Source organism: Aliiruegeria lutimaris (genome assembly GCF_900099935.1).
GTDB classification, from domain to species: domain Bacteria; phylum Pseudomonadota; class Alphaproteobacteria; order Rhodobacterales; family Rhodobacteraceae; genus Tropicimonas; species Tropicimonas lutimaris.
In genome coordinates this window covers 1-3,185 of record NZ_FNEK01000155.1, presented here as the reverse complement: position 1 = coordinate 3,185, position 3,185 = coordinate 1, and the positions used below count along the sequence as shown (strand labels likewise).

At 57.6% G+C, this 3,185-nt stretch carries 3 protein-coding genes; 2 read left to right on the top strand and 1 reads right to left on the bottom strand.

What is annotated here, in order from left to right:
• Window positions 1-190: 190 nt before the first annotated feature.
• Complete coding sequence (locus BLR85_RS27960) at window positions 191-1,213, bottom strand: AraC family transcriptional regulator (protein ID WP_093165103.1); 1,023 nt, start codon at window positions 1,211-1,213, stop codon at window positions 191-193.
• Between the two features lie 137 nt (window positions 1,214-1,350).
• Here BLR85_RS27960 and BLR85_RS27955 point away from each other — a divergent pair, with 137 nt between their 5' ends.
• Both BLR85_RS27955 and BLR85_RS27950 read left to right on the top strand, forming a co-directional pair.
• A complete protein-coding gene (locus BLR85_RS27955) occupies window positions 1,351-2,787 on the top strand; it encodes an arylsulfatase (RefSeq protein ID WP_212635188.1) in 1,437 nt (478 codons plus the stop codon).
• Window positions 2,788-2,817: 30 nt separating this feature from the next.
• A partial coding sequence (locus tag BLR85_RS27950; RefSeq protein WP_139188617.1) for a DUF3604 domain-containing protein occupies window positions 2,818-3,185 on the top strand: 368 nt, incomplete at its 3' end.

Genomic DNA, 3,185 nt, shown 5'->3' with positions numbered 1-3,185 from the left:
CGACAGCGCTGCCGCATAACCTCAAACAGAAAGCAAACCGGAGCCCTCGTTACGAAATCGCCTCACCCTCTCTGGAAAACTCTGACGACGGACACCCGGCATCGCAGGGCCACATGCGCATTGGCGGCAAACGGCCAGGAGCCGCCTTTCGTGAACGCCGCAGAGAACGGCAGCAGGGAGGGCGAAGCGGTCAGTTCGCATTCGCGACGTGGACCGAGCGGAACTCAAACGGGGAAATGCCGTAGACTTGACGGAATGCGCGCGCGAAGTGGCTTGGTGTAGAGTAATTCAGCAGCATAGCGATTTCCGTAACAGTATCCCGGGTGTCCACAAGAAGTTCAGCCGCGCGACGCATCTTGGCGATGTTGCATATGGCTCTGAAGTTGGTCCCTTCTTGATCAAGCTGACGCTGAAACGACCTTTTGCTGGTGGCCAATAGGCAGGCGATGTCATCAAGGCTCGTTTTGTCGTTTCCCAATCCTTGGATGATCAGTTGCTCCACAAATGGAACGAGACCACGTGGAGGTCCTCCACCGCACGCTCGCACGACGTCACCGCGCGTAGTGCGGCGGGTGAACGCTTCGGGATTAGGCGCATAAAGGTCTTTGTTTTTCATCTCCAATGAGATGCAAGCTTCTCCGCAGCGAACCCGCGTCCCGAGCCCAGTCTCTAAACGCGTCTTCGATCGGCCCGCACCAAAGTCTAGGCCAACTGAAACCGGACGCCAATTTGGACCTTTGAAATGGCGTGGAACACTAAGCATGGGCCCTAAAGCCGCCAGGGCGACGTGGCGATAGCCCGGCAATTCTTTTTCGCCGAACGTGTATTCAAAGTAGGAGGTGGTCGCGCCGACGCGGAGCTCCAATCGATCGTTGTTGGCGTGTAGGTACATGATGCTTTTGGCCCGCTTTAGGGCTGCCCACAAATTCGGTGCCTCGAGCACATAGTCGCCCCAAGCACCGTACTCCTTTATCGAAAGGTGGTCTGTGAACGTAAGACCGAAAAGGTCGTCCCCGGCGCTTCGGGCGGCGGCGTCCAGCAGCCTGTTTAGCACAACCTCGGGTATGTAATGCCCAACCCTAAAAGAGATGTCTTCTGGCAGTCCGGCTGCTGAGAGGGATTTTTCCAGGACCCTGTCTCCAAGTTTGGAGGCGATCAAGTCCGGCACCGAGCCAAGCGCCTCGGCAACCGTCATGGAACGCAGGGTCGTCATCTTTTGACCGTCCTTCGAATTTCTGACTACGTGGCGTGAAATGGTTCAGCCGCCATCGAGGTTAACTTTAGTCTCGCCGCATTAAACGACTTGGGTCAAGTTTGAGCGGCTTGGGTCGACTTTCTCTGGGGACCTCGATGACTGGGTGCATACGCAATATTTCGTTTCTCGTTGCCTTGATGGCATCAACGGTGGCCTACGGGCAGGAAAAGCCCAACATCGTTTTCATCTTTCTCGATAACTTTGGCTGGGGCGAACCAGGGTTCAACGGCGGCGGAATTATTCGTGGAACTTCAACTCCTGCCATGGACGCGCTTGCAGCTGAAGGTCTTCGCTTGACGAATTTCAACGTCGAGAGCCAATGCACGCCGTCGCGTGCGGCTACCATGACCGGGCGCTATGGCATCCGGAGCGGCAACCACACAGTCCCGTTGGGAGGAGGAGTCTACGGTCTGACTCAGTGGGAAATCACAATGGCCGAGATGCTCAAGGACGTGGGTTATAACACGGCTATGTACGGCAAATGGCACCTCGGCTGGTCCGAGGGGCGGTATCCGACGAACCAAGGCTTCGACGAGTTTTATGGTGTCGAGACAACGGATGTGACGGTCTGGCGTTCACTCCCTGGTTTTGCCGAAGCCGACATGGAAGAGCCCGTCGTCATGCAAGGCGTTGCCGGCGCACCGGCGACCGTGGCGCGTGACTATGACTTGGATTATCGCGGCGAGATCGACGGCGACCTGACGGAGAAGGCCATCGACTTCATCGAAGCAAAGAGCAAGGAAGACGCACCTTTCTTCATCTACTTAGCCTATACGCAAACCCACTATCCCAACATCGTCTCCGAGGAGTTCGATGGTGCAACCGGAAAGGGCGTCTGGGCCGATATACTTCGCCAGACGGACAACTACATCGGTCGCATCGTTGATGCGTTGGAGGTGGCGGGAGTTTCCGATGAGACCGTTGTGATCTTTACGGCCGACAATGGGCCCGAAGCGGTGCCGATCGGGAACGCGAACGCTTCGCCAACCCCGCCCATTCAAGGGACCGCCGGCCCCTGGCGCGGGACGCTGTTCACAAGCCTGGAAGGCAGCCTGCGCGTGCCATTCGCCATCAAATGGCCGGGTAAAATCCCGGCGCGTTCCGAGAGCAATGACGTAGTGCACTCGATGGATCTGTTTCCTACTCTCGCGGCATTCGCGGGCGGCGAAGTGCCAACCGATCGGGCCTTCGACGGGATCGACCAGTCCGAGTTCTTTCTCGGCAATCAGCCGAAGTCGAACCGCGAAGGTGTTATCGTCTACATGGGAGACCAGATCTTTGGTGTGAAGTGGAACGACTGGAAGGTTCTGTTCAAAGAAAACGCCACGATCTTCAGCCCAACAGAGAGCTTCGACACGCCCCGCGCCTACAATCTGCTGAACGATCCACACGAGCGCGACAACGTGCTGTTTCCCTACACCTGGGCCGTAGAGAAGGCGCTGCCACAGTTGCAAAAGCACCTTGCAACGTTTCAAGAATACCCGCCGATCCCACCGGGAACGCCCGATCCCTACGAGCCCTCGACCAACTAAATTTCGACCTTCAACAGCACGGAGAGTTTAATGCGCCTCTTTCGCACTTTTCCACTTGCGCTCATTGCCACCTCAGCTCTCGTACCAGCCGTCGTTGCCCAAGAAGAAGGCGGTCAGGTCGGCGAGATGACCTTGTCGGCAGAAGACATAGGCGAACCGGCGCCGGACGCCTTCTCGCCTTATGCCGGTCGAGACTTCCCAACACGTCCGCTCTGGGGCGATACGCATGTGCACACGTCGAACTCGCTGGACGCGCGCGCGTTCGGAGTGGTTCTTGGTCCCGCCGATGCATATCGGTTTGCGCGTGGCGAGGAAGTCACCACGTCGCATGGATTGCGCGTGAAGCTGTCACGACCGCTCGATTGGCTTGTTGTCGCGGACCACTCGGACGCAATGGG